Below are 19,686 nucleotides of genomic sequence, written 5' to 3'. Positions count from 1 at the left end.
GAAAAAGGTCTATTGGCTGTTATTTGTGAACACTTTATTCACTAACAACGTCAGTTGGCTAGGTGACCCCTAAGGGTCATATTGAATAGAGCACATATCGTGCCAATTAATTTTATACAAAAAGGGCTATTAACTAATGAATTAGTGCCTTTTTGTTATTTTATTTTGCAAAATGCGAACCTTAATGCAATAGTTAAGGCAAAGTGCAAAATAATAATGGCTAGAATATGCAACCTGATTTTTCTCTACAAAAGGCTAAATATCTTTTGATGGTGGAAGATACGGCTTCCGTTGCGGCGCTGTATCGTTCATACCTCACTCCCCTTGAAATCGATATCAATATTGTTGGTACAGGTCGTGATGCGATAGAGAGTTTAGCTTACCGAGAGCCGGACCTCATATTGCTGGATCTTCGATTACCCGATATGACGGGCATGGACGTTTTACATGCTGTGAAAAGTCACTACCCCAATGTGCCAGTGATATTCATGACCGCTCATGGTTCGATCGATACCGCCGTGGAAGCGATGCGTCACGGTGCCCAAGATTTCTTGATCAAACCTTGTGAAGCAGACCGTTTGCGCGTCACGGTTAACAACGCCATACGTAAAGCTAGCAAACTAAAAAATGAGGCTGGTAACCCGGGTAATCAGAACTACCAAGGTTTTATTGGCAGCAGTCAAACCATGCAATCAGTCTATCGAACCATTGACTCTGCGGCCTCCAGTAAAGCCAGTATTTTTATTACTGGCGAAAGTGGCACGGGTAAAGAGGTGTGCGCAGAAGCGATTCATGCGGCCAGTAAACGTGGCGATAAACCCTTCATTGCGATTAACTGCGCCGCCATTCCTAAAGACTTGATAGAGAGTGAACTCTTTGGTCACGTGAAAGGCGCATTTACTGGCGCAGCGACCGATCGCCAAGGCGCAGCCGAGTTGGCTGATGGCGGCACACTGTTTTTGGATGAACTGTGTGAAATGGATTTGGATTTGCAGACCAAGCTGTTGCGCTTTATCCAAACGGGCACATTCCAGAAAGTGGGCTCATCGAAGATGAAAAGTGTCGATGTTCGTTTTGTCTGCGCTACCAACCGCGATCCATGGAAAGAGGTACAAGAGGGTCGTTTTCGTGAAGATTTGTACTATCGTCTTTATGTGATCCCATTGCATTTACCACCGCTACGCGAGCGAGGCGATGATGTTATTGAAATTGCTTACTCTTTACTCGGCTTTATGTCTAAAGAAGAAGGCAAAGGTTTTGTCCGCTTAGCGCCAGAGGTTGTGGAGCGTTTTACGCGCTATGAATGGCCGGGTAATGTGCGTCAACTGCAAAACGTGTTGCGGAATGTGGTGGTATTGAACCACGGCAACGAGATCGAACTGAGCATGTTACCGCCACCGCTAAATCAAGTCGTGGATAACAAGATCCGATTAGCAAACCTAACGACGGAAACGCGCAAGGAAAATATAACCGTGCACGATATTTTTCCTTTATGGATGACGGAAAAGCAAGCCATCGAACAAGCGATAGAAGCGTGTGATGGTAATATTCCTAAAGCAGCCAGTTATTTAGACGTTAGCCCTTCAACGATCTACCGCAAGCTTCAAGCGTGGAACAGTAGAGAGAACTCATAGAGATATGGAACTGATCAATAAAAACAAAATTGCGCATTTGGCCCAAGAAATTGGAGAAGAGAATGTGCCAATATTGCTCGATATTTTTCTCAGCGAGCTGAGCGCCTATACACAGAAGCTAGCTGATCAAAATCTGCCGGATAAAATCGAATATTTAAAAGACATCAGCCATGCTCTAAAAAGCAGTGCCGCCAGCTTTGGTGCGGATAAACTGTGCGCTAAAGCGGTGGATATCGATAGCAAAGGAAAGGCAAACTGCATTTTTGATGAGGCTGAAGAAGTGGCGGCGATGCGCGCTCTTATCGAAGAGACGCATCGTTGCTACTGCCACTTGATGGATTAGCTTGTGAGTTGATTCTCAATGGCTTTTTGAAGTTTAACTCGGTCGTGCCGCCAGTCACGATTGGATGATGCTAGCTCTGTAGTGACACAATGCCAGTGTTCAGCCAGCTCCGGATGTGGTGTATCGCCGATCACCACATCGATTTTTCGCCCGTGGCAGGCGCGCTCACACCATTCCAATTTCTGCCGTAGCGACATGCGACCAGCAGGTCCTTGCTCGGGAGACAAGTTCTCAACAAAAATCAGCTTTGCTTTTACGTTTTGCTCAATGGCATTGCCAATTTCGGGCAGCAGTAGTGGTGGCATCACACTGGTGAGAAAGCTTCCTGGGCCAAGGATGATGCAGTCTGCTGCACTGATGGCGAGTATGGCTTCTTTGGTTGCTGGCACTTCAGGTGATAAATCTAAGCGCCTTAAATCTTCCGTCATCTCGTCCACGTTCGTTTCACCCGTGACCCAATGACCGTCCATAGAAAGTGCACTAAGATCAGAAGGATGCTCTGACATAGGTAAAATATTAACATCGACTTTGAGCATGTTGCGGATCAAGTTGATCGCGTCCAAAGGGCGCACAGATAGGTTATCTAATGCAGTCAGCATCAAATTACCGAGATTATGACCATTGAGTTCTCCCGCACCTTTAAAGCGATATTCAAACATCATCGAACTGATTGAAGGCTCAGTGATCAACTGGTTGATACAGTTACGTGTATCGCCCCATGCAATGCCACCTTGGCAGTGGCGAATGCGCCCAGTGGAACCGCCGTTATCTGTGGTGGTTACAATCCCTGTCGCATTGGAGCCAAAATCTTTTAACGCCGCTAGCATGCGTCCAAGCCCATGTCCTCCGCCAATGGCGACGACTTTCTTTGAAGTGTATAGAGTCATCTGTTCTTCTTATTTTTTAATAATTAACTACAATTTAAATCAGCTTGTTCACAACCCATACTCATTAGGAGGTAAATTGGGTAATGGACTCTTTTTTTTTACGATAAGGGTAGAATCACTTACTAATATTAAGTATTTTACTTATCAGCTGCTGTAGAGATAGTTAATTATACTACCTCAACGGCTGCCATAGCTCCGAGCTTAACTGGCTAAGTCTCATTTTTGTGAGATAGGGTGGTTAAGCCAGTGGTCTAATACCACAAGGGCATAATTGGAAATGATTATGCCTCCCGTATTTGGAAAGGTGTTCCGTGGCGCAACAGTTCGAAGATAGATTCCAACGTAAATTTTATTATTTACGTTTATCTGTTACAGATGTCTGTAACTTTAAATGCACATATTGCCTGCCTGATGGTTATCAACCTTCGGGGCAGAAAAACTCGTCTTTTTTAACCCTTCCTGAAATACAACGCGTCGTGCGAGCCTTTGCCGACTGTGGTACGTCGAAAGTACGCATCACAGGGGGGGAGCCGACTTTGCGTAAAGACTTTAACGACATTATTGCTTGTGTGGCGAATACCGCTGGTATAGAGAAAGTGGCGGCCACCACCAACGGTTACCGTATGGCCAAACAAGTAGAAGGTTGGCAATCGGCCGGGTTAACGCATATCAATGTCAGTGTCGATAGTCTTGATCCAAGAATGTTCCACCAAATCACGGGTGAAAACAAATTTACGCAAGTGATGGCGGGGATTGATCGCGCTTTTGAAGTCGGTTACCAGCAAGTTAAAGTCAACGTTGTGCTGCTAAAAGACCTTAATCATCAGCAGTTACCTGCTTTTTTAGATTGGATTAAACATCGCCCTATTCAACTTCGTTTTATTGAACTAATGCAAACTGGTGAAATGGACTCGCTGTTTGAGCGTCACCATATTTCAGGTGTTGCCATTCGTAATCAACTGATTGCCAATGGTTGGGTACTGAAAACCCGAGCTCACAATGATGGGCCAGCGCAAGTATTTGTTCATGCCGATTACCAAGGTGAAATCGGCCTTATCATGCCGTATGAGAAAAACTTTTGCCATAGCTGCAACCGCTTACGTGTTTCGGCAAAGGGGAAGTTACACCTGTGCCTTTTCGGTGAGCAAGGCGTTGAATTGCGCGATCTGCTTGCCCAAGATAATCAACAGCAAGCCTTAATTGAGCGCATTCAAGCGCAATTACAGACCAAGTCGGTCAGCCATTTTTTACAAGATGGCAATACGGGTATGACGCCTAATCTCGCCTCCATTGGCGGCTAAATTCTTTTTGTCACTGGCTATTGTTTAGCGGGTGATGTTGGTACACATTTGAACAGTAGGTGAACACATGGGTCACGCAGAAAGCGCATTTCAACCAGCACATATTGCCGTACTGACGGTTTCCGATACTCGTACTGAAGAAAACGATACTTCAGGCGGTTACTTAGCTGAGCAACTTCAACAAGCGGGACACATTCTGGCCGATAAGCAGATTGTTATTGATGATCAGTATAAAATTCGCGCGATTGTTTCTCAGTGGATCGCGGATGAAAACGTGCAAGCCGTGCTGATCACGGGCGGAACGGGTTTTACCTCACGCGACAGCACACCAGAGGCATTAAAGCCCTTGTTTGATAAAGAAGTTGAAGGTTTTGGTGAGCTGTTCCGATTGGTCTCTTACGATGAAATTGGCACTTCAACCATTCAGTCTCGCGCCATTGCAGGTTTTGCCAACCATACGGTTATTTTTGCCATGCCAGGTTCAACAGGAGCGTGCAAAACCGGTTGGACAAAAATCATCAAACAGCAGTTAGATGCCAGCCATCGCCCATGCAACTTTATGCCACATCTTTCGGTTTAACGGGGTTTCAATGAGCGAATTTACTCATATTAATGCCTCAGGCGAAGCCAATATGGTCGATGTCTCTGCCAAGGCTGAAACCGTACGTGAAGCACGTGCGGAAGCCTTTGTGAAGATGTCACCACAAACGCTGCAACTGATCCTTTCTGGGCAACACCACAAAGGTGATGTGTTTGCCACCGCAAGAATTGCGGGCATTCAAGCGGCGAAGAAAACGTGGGATTTAATCCCACTGTGCCACCCATTGCTGCTTACTAAAGTAGAAGTGCAGCTTGAAGCCATCGAAGAACAAAGCAAAGTTCGAATTGAATCATTGTGTAAATTAACCGGTAAAACAGGGGTTGAAATGGAAGCCTTAACCGCGGCATCGGTGGCGGCGTTAACCATTTACGACATGTGTAAAGCAGTACAAAAAGATATCGTGATTGAACAAGTACGCTTACTTGAAAAAAGCGGCGGGAAATCTGGTTACTTTAGCGCTCAGCCACAACAAAAGGTCACGCATGATTAATGTCCTCTTTTTTGCTCAAACTCGTGAGTTGATCGGCCAAGACAGCATTCAACTCAAGGCACAGTTTGCTACGGTTGAAGCGCTGCGTAGCCACTTAGCCTCGCAGCCTGGGAAATGGGATTTAGCCTTGCAACCGGGAAAACTGCTGGTGGCAGTCAATCAAACCATCGTTGCCTTTGATCACCCGTTAAGTGATGGTGATGAAGTGGCTTTTTTTCCTCCAGTAACCGGAGGCTAGTGATGGATAGCCGTATTTCCGTTCAAATATCAGATTTCTCGGTAGACGCAGAATACCGTGATTTGTCGCAAGGTACTTCCGCTGGCGCTGTGGTTACCTTTATTGGCAAAGTTCGTGATATGAATTTAGGTGATAATGTTATTGGCTTAACGCTTGAGCACTATCCGGGAATGACAGAAAAAGCTTTGAGTGATATTTGTGATCAGGCTCAGGCACGTTGGCCGGTGCAAAAAATCCGTGTGATCCACCGAATCGGTGATTTAGATATTGGCGATCAAATCGTGTTTGTAGGTGTTTCGAGCTCACATCGTGGTGCGGCTTTTGAGGCGTGCGAATTTGTTATGGATTACCTTAAAGCCAAAGCACCGTTTTGGAAGAAAGAGCGCACCACCGAACAAACACGCTGGGTGGAGTCTCGAGATTCAGATGCCCAAGCCGCGCAGCGTTGGGCTAATCATCACACCATCGACTAAGCCTTGTGTAGTATATGAATAGTTCCGCGCTGTTGATTCTTCGCGTGAAACAGCGCTTTATCGGCCGTTGATACAAACTGTTCTGGCGTCATGCCTATCGGTATTTGTTCGCAATATTGGATGCCGATAGTAATCGATACATACAATGAGACACGAGAATAGCGGTGAGGGATTTGCAGCTCTCTCACTTCACTAAGTAGTTGTAATGCTTTTTGCTCGCACTGTTTAATATCAATATCCGCAATAAATAGTAGAAATTCATCTCCTCCATAGCGAAAGCAGAGGTCATCTTTACGTTTCCAATGCTGCAGAGTGCTCGCTATCTTGCGTAGCACAGTATCGCCATTCACATGGCCATAGTGGTCGTTATATTCTTTGAAGCAATCTAAGTCGATCATGAAAATTGCAGCACTATTTTGCTCACGCTTGATCTTATCTAACGCTTTGGGCAGCAATGAGTCCATCGCATAACGGTTATAGACCTGAGTTAAATGATCCACATTGGTCAGTTTTTCTAACTCAAGTTGGTGTATAGAAAGCCGCTCTAACGTGCGCTTATAAGCGGTAATATTTCTCACAATCCATAGCACGTACTCAGTATTTTTCAGCGGGATGACCAATGCGTTAAAAAACTGAATATCGATAGGGCCAGAGCTGCCTTTAAATTGAGCAATTACCCTTAGGTCGAGATCGTATTCAAACTCTCGTATTTGTCCGTTATCAATGACTTCTTGGATAATTTGATGAAACCAAGCGGCTTTTTTTTCGGGTAATACCTGGTATAGATTGAGACCAATGAGAACCCTTGGGTCGTGGTGTCGGCTGCGATCCGTTCCTCCTAAGGCCTCCACATATACGCCATCGCGGTTAATCAGAAAAGTGGGTTCAGGTAATGACTCCAACAAGCTGCGCATCAGTGCTGGGTTTTCTATAATCTCGGAAAACAGTGGCGAATTCACCATGCCCAGTCCTTATTAATACAACGGTCAATGTTTAAGATATAAATGATATTAACTGTAAAATCTTGCGAGACATCGTGTTCTTAACGTGTTGTTTGATTCAAAAATGAGACGTTTTGATAAAAGATTTTGCCATTTACCCTTGATAAAAATTAACTATTTGTAATATCGATAGTTTGTGCCGATGAGCAAAATCGATTTTTTCCATTTAGTAAAACGGTGAAATTAGTCAACACTTAACTTAAGGCAGCATACCGTTGCAACTAAGGAGACAGATATGCAATCGCTAATAGTTAAAGATTATATGACATTACAAGCCATCACCTTCAAACCGGACATGCCGATGACAGCGGCTTTAGAAAAAGTGATGCGTTCGGAGCATCTTGGTGGTCCTGTTATTAACGACCAAGAGCAAGTGATTGGCTTTCTATCAGAGCAGGATTTGCTCGATAAATTGGTGAAGGTGAGCTATTTCTGCGAAGACACCCATTTAGTCCGTGACTGCATGCACCCTGAAGTGCTGTCCGTTTCATCAGACACTTCTATTATTGAGCTTGCTGACATGATGAAAGTAGGAAAACCGAAAGTTTATCCCGTGATCGATCAAGGTAAATTGGTTGGCATTATTACGCGCAGAGATGTACTGAGAGCATTAGGGAAAAACTTAACGCATTGTTTTAAAAAACCAACATAGCAAACTATACCCTTCCTACTTGAAGCTGCAGCAGTGTTGGCTACGTTCGTTCACCCCAATCACATAGTTTGCCTATGCTCATGGGGACTCACTCACTTGCCGCCTACCTGCAACTCCAAGTTGTTTGGGTATATCAGCAGTAATAAATAAAATTCTAGAGGTGCAGTGCACCTCTTTTCCATCTAATCAAGGTGAATGTGCGTTAAGTGCAGGTTTGATAAAAATACGCTTGACCTTGGAGTTAACTCTAGGGTTTAAGATTTGTGCATCAGAGAAGGAGAATCCTATGTGCACAAAACATGAAGCTTGCAGTACTACAAAAAATAGCATGGCAAACCCGCAGGCGGTGTCATGCTCTAGTCTTAAAATTACCGCGATTAGGGCTGCGGGCGTTGATTCAAATGAAGAGGGGTGCTGCGGGTCACAAGAGTGCGCAAGCAATGATCCTGATGATGAACCCGCACAGCTCACATCCGTTAAAACACAGTTTAACCAAAGCTGGAAAATTGAAGGGATGGATTGCCCATCTTGCGCACGTAAGGTTGAAACGGCGCTTAAAAAAGTGGGTAATGTGATCGACGCCAAAGTGCTGTTTGCCACTGAAAAATTGGTGGTCAAGTTTAATACCGAAGAGGCAGCGCTTGAAATAGAGCAAGCGGTTCGTAACGCAGGTTTTACGGCTCACCGCATTGATGCGGCTAATCCAGTTTCTGCCCCCATTCATAGTGACTGGAAGTCGGTCATAAAACAGAACGTGCAGATCCTCTCCATTGCTGGCGCTATGATACTCGCCGCTATTGTGCAGCCTTATTTCCCTCAAATCAGCGATGGGATGTTCATTTTGACCTGCCTTGCTGGTTTGTATCCTATCGGTAAAAAAGCGATTCAACTGGCACGCTCAGGCACACCTTTTGCGATTGAAACCTTAATGAGCGTTGCGGCGCTCGGAGCGCTCTATCTTGGTGAAACGGTTGAAGCAGCGATGGTGCTATTACTCTTCCTCATCGGAGAGCGGCTAGAAGCTTTTGCCGCTTCTAAAGCGCGTAGCGGTGTACAAGCTTTAATGGCACTGGTGCCTGAAACGGCAACAAAAATTGTGGCAGGAGAACGCATCACGGTGGCGGCACATGAGCTAAAACCGGGGGATGTAGTGGAAGTTTCTCCCGGCTCTCGGCTACCCGCGGATGGTCAATTGCACGAAGCGTCGGCCAGTTTTGATGAGAGCGCGTTAACGGGCGAATCACTGCCTGTCGAACGCTATCAAGGTGACCGTGTCATGGCGGGTGCTGTGGTCGCGGATCAGGTGGTGCGTTTCACCATCACCTCCAAACAGGGTGAAAACGCGATTGACCGCATTTTGCATCTGATTGAAGAAGCGGAATCTCGCAAAGCGCCGTTAGAACGTTTTCTTGATAAATTTAGTCGTTGGTATACCCCATTAATGATGTTGGTTTCATTGGCCGTGGTTGTGATACCGCCGACACTGTTTGCGCAGCCATGGGAAACATGGGTTTACCGTGGCTTAGCCTTACTGCTGATTGCTTGTCCATGTGCGTTGGTTATCTCAACTCCGGCGGCCATTACTTCTGGTCTTGCCGCAGCGGCGCGTCGTGGTGCACTGATCAAAGGGGGCGCGGCGCTCGAACAACTTGGGAAAATAGAGAGTATTGCTTTTGATAAAACGGGCACTTTGACCAAAGGTAAACCGGAAGTTACGGATGTGGTTGCGCTCAATGGCTGGGATGAAGAGCAATTGTTGCGCTATGTCGCAGCGGTTGAAATGGGCTCGAGCCATCCTCTGGCAACCTCTTTAGTGAAAAAAGTGCAAGCGATGGCTTTGCCCATTCCAGAAGCGATAGACAAGCGAGCGTTAGTTGGCAGTGGGGTTTCGGGGGTCGTGGAAGGGAAATCACTGCGCGTATTAGCGCCAAGCAAAGCGAATGTTCCGTTTTCTGATGTATTTAGCGCGCAAGTGGAAGCGCTAGAGATGCAAGGCAAAACAGTGGTGGTGGTTTTTGAGCAAGAGAACATTGTCGGTTTAATCGCATGGCAAGATACCTTGCGTGAAGATGCCAAAGCCGCCATTGAAGCTCTGCGCCGTTTGGGGATCGACACTATTATGCTCACTGGCGATAACCCTAGAAGCGCTGCGACGATGAGTGCTCAATTAGGGATAGATTTCAAAGCCAGTTTATTACCGCAAGATAAAGTGGAATACATTCAACAGTTGGCGCAACAAAAACAAGTGGCGATGGTCGGGGATGGCATTAATGATGCACCAGCAATGAAAGCGGCCAGCATTGGTATTGCGATGGGGGGTGGTACCGATGTTGCGTTGGAAACGGCCGATGCGGCAATTACTCATAATCGATTGGTCGAGCTCGCCACCATGATCGAGCTATCACAAGCTACCCTCGCCAATATTCGCCAGAATGTCACGCTAGCGCTAGGCTTAAAAAGTATCTTTTTAGTCACGAGTTTACTCGGTATTACGGGCTTATGGGTGGCGGTGCTGGCTGATAGTGGAGCTACCGCGTTAGTGACGCTCAATGCGTTGCGTCTATTGAAATTTAAAAAATAGTCCGAGACTAAAAACCAAAAAGCTCAGCAAGGCATGGCGGGTCGTTATCTCTCATGCCTGTTGGGTTTGCACCCTATTGTGGTAATAGTGTGAAATGCGTCGATATTGCGCTTGTATTTTGTTATGCAGTGTTGGAAATCATCTTTTAGGGTTGGGTGTTATTTCATCAATCTTGCTGTTTTTTGTGATGCAAACCGTTTTTATGAGAATGTGTTCGTTACATTGCGTCATTCATTGTGAATTTGATCACTCTTTGTTGGTGCGTGGTCCGCTAGAGTAGCTGCATACCCGATGTATATCTATGAGCTGAACAAGCCGCAATAAGGAGTCACTTATGTCTCAAGCCGTTTTCCATCTAGGTGTTACCGAAGCCGATCTGAATGGTGCTACTTTGGCCATTATCCCTGGGGATCCAGCCCGCGTACAAAAAATCGCTGAAGAGATGGAAAATCCAGTCTTTCTTGCTAGCCACCGTGAATACACTGTGTACCGCGCAGAGTTAGACGGTAAGCCAGTCGTTGTTTGTTCTACTGGTATCGGTGGTCCTTCTACGTCTATTGCGGTTGAAGAGCTTGCTCAACTTGGCGTGCGTACTTTCCTACGCGTAGGTACTACTGGTGCAATCCAACCTCATGTCAATGTGGGTGATATGATTGTCAGCACAGGTTCGGTTCGCCTTGACGGTGCAAGTTTGCACTTTGCACCAATGGAATTCCCTGCTGTGGCTGATTTCGATGTCGCCACTGCAATGAAAGCGGCTGTAGTTGAAAGTGGTGCAACCGTGCACATGGGCGTTACCGCATCAAGTGATACTTTCTACCCAGGCCAAGAGCGTTATGACACCTTCACGGGTCGTGTTGTGCGTCGTTTCCAAGGCTCGATGAAAGAGTGGCAAGACATGGGCGTATTGAACTTTGAGATGGAATCCGCCACTTTGCTAACCATGTGTGCGAGCTCAGGTTTGAAAGCAGGTTGTGTGGCGGGTGTGATCATCAACCGTACTCAAAAAGAGATCCCAGATCACGCGACACTCAAAGAGACCGAGGCTCGTTCAATCAAAGTGGTTGTCGAAGCTGCGCGTAAAATGCTGTAATTGAGTTCTGAATTTACACTGATGTATCTATGTACACGGTGAGTGATTAGGCCACTTTTGAATAAAGTGGCCTTTTTACTTTCTAAATAATCACCAGTCAAACAGTCACCAGCTAAACAATTACTCACTAAGCAATCGCCAATTTAGGCAACGGAATGTACAAGCTCTCGGTTAAGTCGCTGAGCATCTGGTCGTAAACGTGAGAGATGCTGAGTGAAATATCCGAAGTGATTTGGTACATCGCGCCAGCTTCTATTTGAAAGGCAGGATGATCATGCAGTTCGCTCAGGCTATGCAGCGCGGCTGAGCAGCTTGGCGAAGCTACCGTTAAAGGGCTGATTAAGGCGAGTTGATTCATCCTACGCCTGACAACCTCACTATAATGCTGCAAGCGTATGCGGCCATCTTGAGTATCCATTTCATCAATGCTGATGCGTAACTGAGTTAGCGCGTCCATCGCATCAATGACCTGTTGCCAATTAATATGGTATTCATCGCTGAGATCTTCGCGGTTGGATTCCACCAACCAAGCCAGTATCACCTCATCCATTAAGAACATACAGTGACGAATTATTTTACCATGCATCATTTGGTTACGAGCCACAGAGCGCTCTGGCCACTCCTTCATGAGTGCTTTAAGCTTAATTTGCAGCACACGGTACATTGGTTTGTTGTCAAAGTGTGCGATAGCAATTAAGTGATTACTTTTTTCGTATAGCGTATCTTGCAATTCATTCAACTCAGTGTCGCGTCTTTGACCAGAGGCTAGTGTTTGATGGGTAATGTTACGGTGCTGACGGCATAAAAACAGCAGCTGGCGAAGGTCGATCAGCAGTTGATATTTACGTTGTAATGTGGATTCACGCTGTTTTGCCAGATAAAACATCAGCCACAATATACCGATAGAGATAAGCATTGAGATAAAAACAAACATAACCAACTCCTTGTTAAGGTTATACCAATCTAGAGTTAGCAGGGTTAATGCCAGTTTTTTATTTGTTTAAATTCAATTGCTTATGTATTTTTGCGTTGAAGTGATGCATCTTATTGGTGCATTTTGAACTAAAAGTGTGAGCTGGATCGATTTTGAGCAGTATGGTGATAAAAAATCCCCAACACAGAGCGTGTTGGGGATGCTATCGTGAAGATTGATGTATTACAGGATGCGCATGCCAGCTTGAGCACCTTCATGTGGCTCAAGAATCCATAGCTCGCTGCCACCAGGGCCTGCGGCTAAGATCATGCCTTCTGACATACCAAACTTCATTTTACGCGGTTTGAGGTTCGCTACCATGACAGTGTACTTGCCTACTAACTCTTCGGGTGAATAAGCGGCTTTAATACCTGAAAACACTTGGCGAGTTTCGCCACCAATATCTAATTGGAATTTAAGCAATTTATCTGCTTTTGGCACCGCTTCGCAAGCGATGATCTTAGCGACGCGTAAGTCCACTTTAGCAAAATCATCAAATTCGATTTCAGCTGCAATAGGGTCTTTACTTAGCTCAGTTTCAACTGTGGTTGGTTGCGCGCTCTCAATCGCAGCTTTTTCTGCTGCCGCTTCTTCTTTAGACGCTTCAATCATCGCTTCAACGTGTTTCGGATCAATGCGATTAAACAGCGCTTTGAATGGCGTGAGCGTATGGCTTGTTAATGGTGTTTGTACGCCTTCCCAAGTGAGTTCTTGGTTTAAGAATGCTTCGGTGCGCGCCGCTAGTGCTGGCATTACAGGTTTTAAGTAAGTCATTAACACGCGGAATAGGTTGATACCCACTGAGCAAATGTCTTGTAGCTCTTGCTCTTGACCCTCTTGTTTAGCCACAACCCAAGGCGCTTTTTCATCCACGTATTGGTTCGCTTTGTCCGCCAATGCGGTGATTTCACGAATGGCACGGTTAAATTCACGGTTTTCGTAAAGATCAGCAATGCGATCCGCTGCTGCGGCAAATTCTGCGTACAGCTCTGGTTCGGCAAAGGTTGCAGACAACTGATTTTCAAAACGTTTGGTGATGAAGCCTGCATTACGCGATGCCAGGTTGACGATTTTATTGACCACATCGGCGTTCACACGTTGGGTGAAATCTTCAAGGTTCAGATCAAGATCGTCGATGCGGCTATTGAGTTTTGCGGCGTAGTAATAGCGTAAGCATTCTGGGTCTAGGTGGTTTAAGTAAGTGCTTGCTTTGACAAACGTTCCTTTAGACTTCGACATCTTCGCGCCATTGACTGTGACATAACCGTGTACGAAGACGTTATTAGGCTTACGGAAACCACTGCCATCAAGCATCGCTGGCCAGAATAGGCTGTGGAAGTAAACAATATCTTTACCGATGAAATGGTACAGTTCGGTTTTACTTTCTTTATTCCAGTATTCGTCAAAGTCTAAGTCATCGCGTTTGTTACATAGGTTTTTAAATGAACCCATGTAGCCGATAGGCGCGTCTAACCACACGTAGAAGAATTTGTTCTTTTCGCCGGGGATTTCAAAGCCAAAGTATGGCGCATCACGTGAAATATCCCACTGTTGCAGGCCGCCTTCGAACCACTCTTGCATTTTATTGGCGGTTTCTGTTTGTAGCGAGCCAGAGCGAGTCCACTCTTTGAGCATGCTTTCAAATTGAGGAAGGTCAAAGAAGAAATGCTCGGAATCCTTCATTACTGGTGTCGCGCCAGAAACGGCCGATTTCGGGTTGATAAGCTCTGTTGGGCTATAGGTTTCGCCACACGCATCGCAGTTATCACCGTATTGATCTTCTGACTTACATTTTGGGCAAGTGCCTTTCACGAAGCGATCAGGCAAGAACATCTCTTTTTCTGGGTCAAACAGCTGAGAAATGGTGCGGCTTGAAATGAAGCCATTTTTTTTCAGCTCAAGATAAATGTGAGAAGCCAGTTCGCGATTCTCTTCGCTGTGAGTGCTGTGATAATTGTCAAAGCTGATATCAAAACCTGCAAAATCTTTTTGGTGCTCTTCACTTACTGCGGCGATCATCTCTTCAGGTGTAATACCCATCTGTTGTGCTTTAAGCATAATTGGCGTGCCGTGAGCATCGTCTGCACAGATGAAGTTTACAGTGTTGCCGCGTAGGCGTTGGTAACGAACCCAAATGTCAGCTTGGATATGCTCAAGCATATGACCAAGGTGGATCGAACCGTTAGCGTACGGAAGGGCACAAGTTACCAGCAGTTTCCTTGAAGAAACGTTTCTTGGGTCAGTCGCCATACTTAATATTCGCTTTTTTGATAGGTATGAAAAATAGAGACCAATACTACCTTATGCAGCGAGCGACTCCAAGGCGTGAGCCTAAGGAATCCCGCAACTTTTTTGGGGTTCAGTCTGACAATAGAGAGTGATAGCATGAGCAAAAAGGAGAAGCTATGCAGCCGTTCACATCTAAACAAGATTTTTGCGATTGGTTAAACCAATTTGAACACCCTCATCTTATTGCGGGGTGGGCAAACCAACCTCATTGGGTTTCGGTTACAACAGCGGGACGTTTGACGGTTCATATTCCATTTGCCGCTAAAAATCTGCTGGATGAGCTTTCCGAATGGGTCGTCTCCAAGCAGCAAACCGATGCGCTTGCTCCATTCAGTGTTGAGATAATTATTGCGCCGAAAGCGCTAGCGACGACGGTCGCTCATAGTGTTAATGGTGTTAAAAATATTATTGCGGTGACTTCAGCCAAAGGGGGCGTCGGCAAATCAACCACCGCCGTCAATCTTGCTCTAGCCATTGCTCAATCTGGGGCGAAAGTTGGCTTGTTGGATGCGGATATTTATGGCCCTTCAGTGCCGATGATGCTTGGCAAGCAAGAAGCAAAGCCAGATGTGCGTGATAATAAGTGGATGCAGCCAGTTGAGGCATTTGGCATTTTCAGTCATTCGATTGGCTATCTGGTTGATAAATCTGAAGCGGCGATTTGGCGCGGGCCGATGGCATCGAAAGCACTGGCGCAACTGCTCAATGAAACCGAGTGGCCAGATGTGGATTATCTGGTCATCGACATGCCACCGGGGACTGGTGATATTCAACTCACCTTGTCACAACAAATTCCGGTAACGGGCGCGGTGATCGTCACCACTCCGCAAGATCTGGCGCTAGCGGATGCGCGCAAAGGGGCGGCCATGTTCGAAAAAGTCGACGTTCCGGTTATCGGGCTTATTGAAAATATGAGCTATCACATCTGCAGTCATTGTGGAGAGAAAGAGCATATCTTTGGTGTCGGTGGCGCGCAGAAACTGGCCAGTGAATATGGGTTGGCGCTGCTTGCACAAATTCCTCTGCACATTGCCCTGCGTGAAGACATCGACCAAGGTCGTCCTACCGTGGTTGCTCAACCAGAAAGTGAGCATACACAGCGTTATCTTCAACTGGCGGAACGAGTCTGTTCAAGCCTATATTGGCAAGGAAAGCCTAAGCCAGATGCAATCAGTTTTACATTAGTAGACTAGCGTTGATTCACAGTGCTGTGAAAGTAGCACTGTGGTGATCTCTTCTGAAATATGACGAAAACGTTTGCTTGGTAGTTTGTTATTCAAACCTCTTCCAAAGTCTAAATCGAGACTGGTATCAGGTGGTTGAAGTCCCTATAATCGGGCAGTTTATCTATTTTCATCACCAAACCATCACCGGGTGCAAAAATAATGTCTGAGAATAATCAATGCGTCATCGTAGGTATTGCTGGCGCTTCAGCTTCTGGAAAAAGCCTGATTGCGAGCACGATTTATAACGAACTTCGTGCCAAAGTAGGCGACCACCAAATTGGTGTGATTACGGAAGATTGCTATTACAACGACCAAAGCCATCTCAGTATGGAAGAGCGCGTTAAGACAAACTACGACCACCCGAATGCACTTGACCATGATCTACTTTGCCAACATTTAGAACAATTAACCCGTGGCGAAGCGGTTGAAGTGCCAGAGTACAGCTACACTGAGCATACTCGCACCGCGAATACAACGCTATTAACACCCAAGAAAGTGATTATTTTAGAAGGTATTTTACTGCTGACAGACCCACGTTTACGTGACTTAATGCATGCGACCGTATTTATGGACACTCCGCTTGATATCTGTTTATTACGCCGAGTGAAGCGTGATGTAGAAGAGCGTGGCCGCACCATGGATTCGGTATTGAAGCAATACCAAAAAACGGTTCGCCCTATGTTTATGCAGTTTATCGAACCGTCAAAACAGTACGCAGACATTATCGTTCCTCGTGGCGGTAAAAACCGTATCGCCATTGATGTATTAAAAGCCCACATCGCGAAATTGTTGAAATCTTAACTTTTGTGGTCTTTATTTTTAAGCAGACAAGTGGCACTTTAGGTGCCACTTTCTTTTTCTAATTAAGCAAGGAAAAAGCTGATGAAAAAACTGTTTCTTTTCATTGCCATTATTATCGGTGCGTTAATCGCTGCCGCGCTCGCACTTGTCCTGTTGGTCAATCCTAACCAATTTAAGCCCTTGATTGTAGAACAAGCCAAACAGAAAACGGGGTTGGACTTAGTCATTGAAGGAGAGATCAGTTGGAGTTTCTTCCCTTCGCTTGGCTTTGAGTTGGGCAAAACTGAACTCAGAAACCCACAAGGTTTCAGCGCTCCAAACCTGTTTAAAGTCGATCAAGTTGGTATTGAAATTTCGGTGATGCCATTGCTGGATGAGCAACTGGAAATTGGCAACATCCGCCTAAATGGTGCTGAGTTCCATCTTGAAACCCTTAAAGATGGCCGTTCAAACTTAGATAGCTTAACTCAAGCCGCGCCTCAACCAGCCGCCTCTTCCGCCGTAAACGAAACAAAACCAGCACAAGAAGAGACAAGCAGCGTCAATGCGAGCAACCCTGTTCAAGAGTGGACGATTAACTTAGCGGGCGTTAGCGTCGAAAACGCATTACTGGAAATACAAGACCGTAAAGCCGGTACACATACCAAGCTGTATGACGTGGCGGTAAATCTTTCAGAGTTTGCGGTGGACAAATGGACGTCAGCAACTTTTGCCGCCAAAGGTAAAAATAACCAACAAAACTTTGCCGCAGAAGGGCGAGCTGAATTCAAATTAGCCGCTGGTTTCAAGGATTATGCGGTGAAGAACGTTGTGCTTGATGCGAGCTTTAGTGACCCATCAAACCAGATTGATTCTGCGAAGATTGAATTAGCCACGTTCGAGTTTGATAAGAAGAATGCGCTGTCATTCAGCGTGAAAGGAAAGGTAGCGGATTTAAAACTTGATGCGAAGGGGAGTGCGCAACTGACTCTCGATAAAGCCATGAGCTTGGTGAAGATTGATACGCTGGTGCTGGATACCAATCTAGAAGGAACCAGTTTGCCACAAAGCCCAATGCAGATCGGTTTAACTTCGAACATTCGTTTTGATCTCTCTAAAAACCAACTGGATGTCTTACTCAGTAAATTAACCGCAAATGCATTAGAATTTGATGGTGATGTCAAAGTGACGTTGGCTGAGATCCCTAAAATCCGCTTCAATATGCATAGCCCAAATATCGATTTGGATGAATTTTTAGGGCTTGCGAATCCAGCAACGGCAAGCAGTGCCGTGAGTGAAAGTAAGGCATCGTCAGGCTCAACGTCAGCAGCGTCTGCTACGGTGAGCGCTGAAGTGGAACCGGATCTCAGTGCATTAAAAACGTTGGATGTGCAAGGCAAGGTCACCATAGACAAGTTCAAAGCTAATAATGCTCGATTACAGAATGTGCAAACCAATTTTAGCGTCGATCGTGGAATTGTGAATTTAACCTCATTCAGTGCCAACCTTTACCAAGGTACGATTCAGGCGACCGCTCAACTGGATGCAACCAACGTACCTGCCACTTATAGCGCTAAAAAAAGCGTTAAGGGAGTACAGGTACTGCCGCTATTAAAAGATGTACTCAATAATGAGATGCTACAAGGCACGGGTAACATCGATGTGGACGTAAAAGGGCGCAGTTTGACGCCAACGGGCATTCAACAAAACCTTGTCGGAACCGTGAACATCAACTTTGCCGATGGTGCAGTCAATGGTATTAACGTTGCTCACCTTATCCGTAGCAATTACGCCAAAATTAAAGGTAAGAAAGTTGATGACGACCCAGTGAAGAAAACCGATTTTAGCGCCATGACCGCTACGCTGAAATTGAACAAAGGGGAAGTCACCACCAATAACCTCGCCATGCAATCACCACTGTTGCGTATTCGTGGTGAGGGTAAAGCGAATTATCTGCAACAAACGGTTGATTTTTTGGTGAGCACTTCTGTGGTGGGAACGCTAGAGGGGCAAGGTGGCAAAGACATCGATGAGTTGCGAGATGTCACGATTCCTATCAACATCTCAGGGCAATGGAGCGATCCTAAATTCAAATTGGTTTTTGATGATGTGTTAAGACAAAAAGCGGAAAAAGAGATTGACCGTGGCTTGGAAAAGCTCGGCGTTGAGATAAAAGACGAGAAAACCAAGAAAGCGGTTGATGGTTTATTAAAAAGTCTTTTTAAGTAATTTACTGGGTTGATTTCATTATGATTGATCAAGCCTCCTCAATTTAGAGGAGGCTTTTTTATCACCAGTCGATGCCTTTTCGTGCTTTGATGCCCGACTCAAAGGCGTGTTTCACATTTTTGACTTCCGACACCGTATCGGCGATTTCAATCAAGCTGCGGTGTGCTCCTCGGCCCGTGATCACCACCGACTGCATTGCTGGCCGTGTTGCTAAGGCTTCAATCACTTCGTCTAATTCGATATAGCCATAGCTCACCATGTAGGTCAGCTCATCAAACAACACCACATCAATCGACTCATCTTTAAGCATGCGTTTGCACTCTTGCCAAACCCCTTGCGCCGCTGCGGTATCGGCTTCTTTATTTTGTGTTTCCCAAGTAAAGCCCGTCGCCATGACTTGAAATTCGACGCCCAGTTTTTCAAGCAGATTACGTTCACCATTTTCCCAGGTTCCTTTAATGAACTGAGCTACCGAACATTTCAAACCGTGGCCAACAGCGCGCGCAATGGTGCCAAAACCTGAGGTAGATTTCCCTTTGCCATTTCCGGTAATGATCAATAACAACCCTTTCTCTTGCTGGGCCGCGGCAATTCGTGCATCGACTTGCTCTTTTACTTTCTGTTGTCTCGCTTTATGGCGTTCATTTTTAATTTCTTCAGTCGACATGCTCAATCCTGTTCATTAATAGCGTTGCCGCTATCATAGCTCAACTACTCGGTAGCAAAAACCATCGAAATTACAAGGAATAAAAAAGCCAGAGCAGTGCTCTAATGCCGTTCACTTAAGGTGAGCGGCATTGTATTTTCTAGGGTATCGGCTTGGCTTTTTCTTCACGACTCTAGGGAAGGCTCTTTCTCGCCTTGGCTCAAGTATTAAGCTCCCACTCATTGCATA

At 45.7% G+C, this 19,686-nt stretch carries 18 protein-coding genes and 1 riboswitch; of the genes, 13 read left to right on the top strand and 5 right to left on the bottom strand.

The genetic code is table 11. The features are described from left to right. The first annotated feature begins 227 nt into the window (after positions 1 to 227). Both luxO and luxU read left to right on the top strand, forming a co-directional pair. Positions 228 to 1,634, top strand: coding sequence for a quorum-sensing sigma-54 dependent transcriptional regulator LuxO (gene luxO / locus AACV20_RS16325; RefSeq protein ID WP_170907645.1), 1,407 nt, complete (start codon positions 228 to 230; stop codon positions 1,632 to 1,634). A gap of 4 nt (positions 1,635 to 1,638) precedes the next feature. Then, on the top strand, positions 1,639 to 1,977 hold the full coding sequence (gene luxU, locus AACV20_RS16320; RefSeq protein WP_013857261.1) for a quorum-sensing phosphorelay protein LuxU: 339 nt from the start codon (positions 1,639 to 1,641) through the stop codon (positions 1,975 to 1,977). Here the strand turns inward: luxU and AACV20_RS16315 are convergent. Beyond that, complete coding sequence (locus AACV20_RS16315) at positions 1,974 to 2,864, bottom strand: YvcK family protein (protein ID WP_019280830.1); 891 nt, start codon at positions 2,862 to 2,864, stop codon at positions 1,974 to 1,976. The genes luxU and AACV20_RS16315 overlap by 4 nt on opposite strands. A 179-nt stretch (positions 2,865 to 3,043) precedes the next feature. Then, positions 3,044 to 3,187, top strand: a riboswitch (molybdenum cofactor riboswitch). Here AACV20_RS16315 and moaA point away from each other — a divergent pair. From moaA to moaE, 5 genes are all read left to right on the top strand, one after another. Beyond that, positions 3,176 to 4,165 carry a GTP 3',8-cyclase MoaA gene (moaA, locus tag AACV20_RS16310; protein WP_170907644.1) on the top strand — a complete coding sequence of 330 codons (990 nt, stop codon included), beginning with the start codon at positions 3,176 to 3,178 and terminating at the stop codon, positions 4,163 to 4,165. It overlaps the preceding riboswitch by 12 nt. A 67-nt stretch (positions 4,166 to 4,232) precedes the next feature. Further along, entirely contained in the window at positions 4,233 to 4,745 is a 513-nt protein-coding gene (moaB, locus tag AACV20_RS16305) for a molybdenum cofactor biosynthesis protein B (protein ID WP_010320682.1), read from the top strand. Positions 4,746 to 4,755: 10 nt separating this feature from the next. Then, positions 4,756 to 5,256, top strand: coding sequence for a cyclic pyranopterin monophosphate synthase MoaC (gene moaC / locus AACV20_RS16300; protein WP_094144958.1), 501 nt, complete (start codon positions 4,756 to 4,758; stop codon positions 5,254 to 5,256). Continuing rightward, complete coding sequence (gene moaD, locus AACV20_RS16295) at positions 5,249 to 5,494, top strand: molybdopterin synthase sulfur carrier subunit (protein WP_170907643.1); 246 nt, start codon at positions 5,249 to 5,251, stop codon at positions 5,492 to 5,494. Before moaC ends, moaD begins: the two co-directional genes overlap by 8 nt. A 2-nt stretch (positions 5,495 to 5,496) precedes the next feature. After that, complete coding sequence (gene moaE / locus AACV20_RS16290) at positions 5,497 to 5,967, top strand: molybdopterin synthase catalytic subunit MoaE (RefSeq protein ID WP_038148363.1); 471 nt, start codon at positions 5,497 to 5,499, stop codon at positions 5,965 to 5,967. Here moaE and AACV20_RS16285 read toward each other — a convergent pair. Further along, the gene (locus tag AACV20_RS16285) at positions 5,964 to 6,929 is read right to left on the bottom strand and encodes a sensor domain-containing diguanylate cyclase (protein ID WP_170907642.1); all 966 of its coding nucleotides are present in this window, start codon (positions 6,927 to 6,929) and stop codon (positions 5,964 to 5,966) included. The two genes, moaE and AACV20_RS16285, sit on opposite strands and share 4 nt — an antisense overlap. Before the next feature lie 274 nt (positions 6,930 to 7,203). Between AACV20_RS16285 and AACV20_RS16280 the strand changes: the two genes are divergently transcribed. From AACV20_RS16280 to udp, 3 genes are all read left to right on the top strand, one after another. Continuing rightward, positions 7,204 to 7,620, top strand: a complete 417-nt coding sequence (locus AACV20_RS16280; protein WP_013857256.1) for a CBS domain-containing protein — start codon at positions 7,204 to 7,206, stop codon at positions 7,618 to 7,620. Between the two features lie 286 nt (positions 7,621 to 7,906). Beyond that, positions 7,907 to 10,201, top strand: coding sequence for a zinc/cadmium/mercury/lead-transporting ATPase (locus tag AACV20_RS16275; RefSeq protein WP_170907641.1), 2,295 nt, complete (start codon positions 7,907 to 7,909; stop codon positions 10,199 to 10,201). Positions 10,202 to 10,535: 334 nt separating this feature from the next. Continuing rightward, positions 10,536 to 11,294, top strand: a complete 759-nt coding sequence (udp, locus tag AACV20_RS16270; RefSeq protein ID WP_010320675.1) for a uridine phosphorylase — start codon at positions 10,536 to 10,538, stop codon at positions 11,292 to 11,294. A gap of 127 nt (positions 11,295 to 11,421) precedes the next feature. Here udp and AACV20_RS16265 read toward each other — a convergent pair whose 3' ends face one another. Both AACV20_RS16265 and metG read right to left on the bottom strand, forming a co-directional pair. After that, on the bottom strand, positions 11,422 to 12,234 hold the full coding sequence (locus tag AACV20_RS16265; RefSeq protein WP_013857254.1) for a hypothetical protein: 813 nt from the start codon (positions 12,232 to 12,234) through the stop codon (positions 11,422 to 11,424). A gap of 216 nt (positions 12,235 to 12,450) precedes the next feature. Next, entirely contained in the window at positions 12,451 to 14,517 is a 2,067-nt protein-coding gene (gene metG / locus AACV20_RS16260) for a methionine--tRNA ligase (RefSeq protein WP_170907640.1), read from the bottom strand. A gap of 155 nt (positions 14,518 to 14,672) precedes the next feature. Here metG and apbC point away from each other — a divergent pair, with 155 nt between their 5' ends. The 3 genes from apbC to AACV20_RS16245 all read left to right on the top strand — a co-directional run bounded on the left by apbC (position 14,673) and on the right by AACV20_RS16245 (position 18,791). Then, a complete protein-coding gene (apbC, locus tag AACV20_RS16255) occupies positions 14,673 to 15,749 on the top strand; it encodes an iron-sulfur cluster carrier protein ApbC (RefSeq protein WP_094165723.1) in 1,077 nt (358 codons plus the stop codon). 192 nt (positions 15,750 to 15,941) lie between these two features. After that, positions 15,942 to 16,583, top strand: coding sequence for a uridine kinase (gene udk / locus AACV20_RS16250; protein ID WP_010320672.1), 642 nt, complete (start codon positions 15,942 to 15,944; stop codon positions 16,581 to 16,583). Positions 16,584 to 16,664: 81 nt separating this feature from the next. Next, positions 16,665 to 18,791: an AsmA family protein gene (locus AACV20_RS16245; RefSeq protein WP_170907639.1), complete on the top strand. Its 2,127-nt coding sequence runs from the start codon at positions 16,665 to 16,667 to the stop codon at positions 18,789 to 18,791. Between the two features lie 61 nt (positions 18,792 to 18,852). Here the strand turns inward: AACV20_RS16245 and cobO are convergent, their stop codons facing one another. Continuing rightward, positions 18,853 to 19,458, bottom strand: a complete 606-nt coding sequence (gene cobO, locus AACV20_RS16240) for a cob(I)yrinic acid a,c-diamide adenosyltransferase (RefSeq protein ID WP_088728742.1) — start codon at positions 19,456 to 19,458, stop codon at positions 18,853 to 18,855. Between the last annotated feature and the right edge of the window lie 228 nt (positions 19,459 to 19,686).

Source organism: Vibrio sp. B4-6, from assembly GCF_963888245.1.
In the GTDB taxonomy this organism is placed as follows: Bacteria; Pseudomonadota; Gammaproteobacteria; order Enterobacterales; family Vibrionaceae; genus Vibrio; species Vibrio anguillarum.
This window is presented reverse-complemented; position numbering and strand designations above follow the sequence as displayed.

Bases quoted from the DNA above. Each gene is read 5' to 3' on its own strand.
- luxO (WP_170907645.1), top strand. From the start codon at position 228: ATGCAACCTGATTTTTCTCTACAAAAGGCTAAATATCTTTTGATGGTG.
- luxU (WP_013857261.1), top strand. From the start codon at position 1,639: ATGGAACTGATCAATAAAAACAAAATTGCGCATTTGGCCCAAGAAATT.
- AACV20_RS16315 (WP_019280830.1), bottom strand. From the start codon at position 2,864: ATGACTCTATACACTTCAAAGAAAGTCGTCGCCATTGGCGGAGGACAT.
- moaB (WP_010320682.1), top strand. From the start codon at position 4,233: ATGGGTCACGCAGAAAGCGCATTTCAACCAGCACATATTGCCGTACTG.
- moaC (WP_094144958.1), top strand. From the start codon at position 4,756: ATGAGCGAATTTACTCATATTAATGCCTCAGGCGAAGCCAATATGGTC.
- moaD (WP_170907643.1), top strand. From the start codon at position 5,249: ATGATTAATGTCCTCTTTTTTGCTCAAACTCGTGAGTTGATCGGCCAA.
- moaE (WP_038148363.1), top strand. From the start codon at position 5,497: ATGGATAGCCGTATTTCCGTTCAAATATCAGATTTCTCGGTAGACGCA.
- AACV20_RS16285 (WP_170907642.1), bottom strand. From the start codon at position 6,929: ATGGTGAATTCGCCACTGTTTTCCGAGATTATAGAAAACCCAGCACTG.
- AACV20_RS16280 (WP_013857256.1), top strand. From the start codon at position 7,204: ATGCAATCGCTAATAGTTAAAGATTATATGACATTACAAGCCATCACC.
- AACV20_RS16275 (WP_170907641.1), top strand. From the start codon at position 7,907: ATGTGCACAAAACATGAAGCTTGCAGTACTACAAAAAATAGCATGGCA.
- udp (WP_010320675.1), top strand. From the start codon at position 10,536: ATGTCTCAAGCCGTTTTCCATCTAGGTGTTACCGAAGCCGATCTGAAT.
- metG (WP_170907640.1), bottom strand. From the start codon at position 14,517: ATGGCGACTGACCCAAGAAACGTTTCTTCAAGGAAACTGCTGGTAACT.
- apbC (WP_094165723.1), top strand. From the start codon at position 14,673: ATGCAGCCGTTCACATCTAAACAAGATTTTTGCGATTGGTTAAACCAA.
- udk (WP_010320672.1), top strand. From the start codon at position 15,942: ATGTCTGAGAATAATCAATGCGTCATCGTAGGTATTGCTGGCGCTTCA.
- AACV20_RS16245 (WP_170907639.1), top strand. From the start codon at position 16,665: ATGAAAAAACTGTTTCTTTTCATTGCCATTATTATCGGTGCGTTAATC.
- cobO (WP_088728742.1), bottom strand. From the start codon at position 19,458: ATGTCGACTGAAGAAATTAAAAATGAACGCCATAAAGCGAGACAACAG.